This window comes from Terrabacter terrae, assembly GCF_039529575.1.
GTDB lineage: Bacteria > Actinomycetota > Actinomycetes > Actinomycetales > Dermatophilaceae > Terrabacter > Terrabacter terrae.
The window spans coordinates 1-1549 of the sequence record NZ_BAAANB010000079.1; the positions used below are offsets into that span (position 1 = coordinate 1).

Annotated in this window: 2 protein-coding genes; both read left to right on the forward strand. The window is 70.8% G+C overall.

Features of this window, described 5'->3' with window-relative positions:
* A partial coding sequence (locus ABD194_RS19240; protein WP_343994483.1) for a PfkB family carbohydrate kinase occupies positions 1-708 on the forward strand: 708 nt, incomplete at its 5' end.
* Positions 709-1100: 392 nt separating this feature from the next.
* Positions 1101-1549: MSMEG_6728 family protein (locus tag ABD194_RS19245; protein WP_343994485.1), on the forward strand; the 449-nt coding region annotated here is incomplete at its 3' end.

Consider the following 1549-nt stretch of genomic DNA (forward strand, 5'->3'; position numbering starts at 1 on the left):
TTCATCGAGATCTTCCCGCCCGACCGCTTCCCGCGCTGGTTCTACCGCTATCCGACCGCGCCCGACTTGCTCATCACCCCCGAATCGCTTCCCCTGCAAGGGATTCGAGAGGCCCGAGCCTTCTGGTTCACCCTGACGGGACTCAGCCAGGAGCCGAGTCGGGCCGCCCATGTCGCCGCTTGTGAGGAGCGTGGGCGGGCGCCGTTGACGGTGCTCGACCTCGGCTACCTGCCGGCCTTCTGGCGCGACCACGACCGCAGTCCGGACGCTGCCCGCGGCGAGGCCCGCAACCAGGCTCGAGAGGCGCTGCGTCATGCCACCGTCGCGGTCGGCAACGTGGAGGAGTGCGAGCTCGTCACGGGCGAGGCCGACCCTCGTCGAGCCGCCCGTGCCCTGCTCGCCGCGGGTGTCGAGCTGGCCGTGGTCACGCAGGGGCCACGAGGCGTGCTGGCCATGACCCCTTCGGAGCAGGTCGCCGTCGACGCCTTCCCGGTGACGGTCGTCAACGCCCTCGGCGCCGGAGACGCGTTCGACGGGGCGCTCGTGCACGGGCTGCTCGCCGGTTGGGACCTCGAGCGGACCCTGCACTTCGCCACCGTGGCCGGGGCTCTCCTGGCCAGCCGGCTCGAGTGCTCGACGGCCATGCCGACCACCGCGGAGGTCCAGGCGCGGCTCTCGGACGTGGAGGTGGCCGAGGGGGCGCTCTGAGCCTGTGCTCGGAGCGGGATCCGCCCGCCAGAGCGGCGTTAACCGCGCCACGGAGCAGTTCCGGCAGGAGGGAGACGGTCTCCACCCATCCGTGGGCAGGGAGGCGCGTGAGCAGAATCAGGCCCGGAAACGAGAAAACCCGCTCCTGCTGGTCACGTCGCCGAACTCGACCAGCAGGAGCGGGTGCCCTTTGACCCGGTGACCGACAGGGGAGGAGATCACCGAGTCGCACAGGAGCAACTCACGAGAACGACTATGACCGCCGCACCTTAAAAGAGTCTGGGAAAGCCGTAGCAGTTGGCCGCGACTCTTCCGCGGCACCCGAACCGGGTATGGCAAGTGCCGAGCGGGGCCCACCCCGGGGCTGCCACGAGCCAGGGACGGAGGCGCAGGTGCAGACCTTCGTGCCGTACGCCGACTTCGCCCGCACGGCGGAGGTGCTCGACACCAAGCGCCTCGGCAAGCAGCGGGTCGAGGTCATCCAGATCGTGCGGGCGCTCACCGTGCCGGGGTACGCGTGGTCCTCGCACCCTGCGGTGTTGATGTGGAAGGGCTACGAGGAGGCGCTGGGCAGCTACGGCCTGGCCATGGTCGAGGAGTGGCAGCGCCGCGGCTTCGGCGACACGTGCGCCGCGACCATCGCGGCCGACCTGGCGAAGGTGGGGGTGGAGCAGCTGAGGAGCTACCGGGAGCTCGCGGAAGCGGGGGACCTGCCCCCGTGGCTCTTCGACGAGTCGGTCCAGCGCAGCCACCGCTCGGCGCTGGTGCGCAAGGACCCCGCGCACTACGCCGAGACGTTCCCGGAGGTGTCGCCCGACCTGCCCTACGTGTGGCCGGTCCG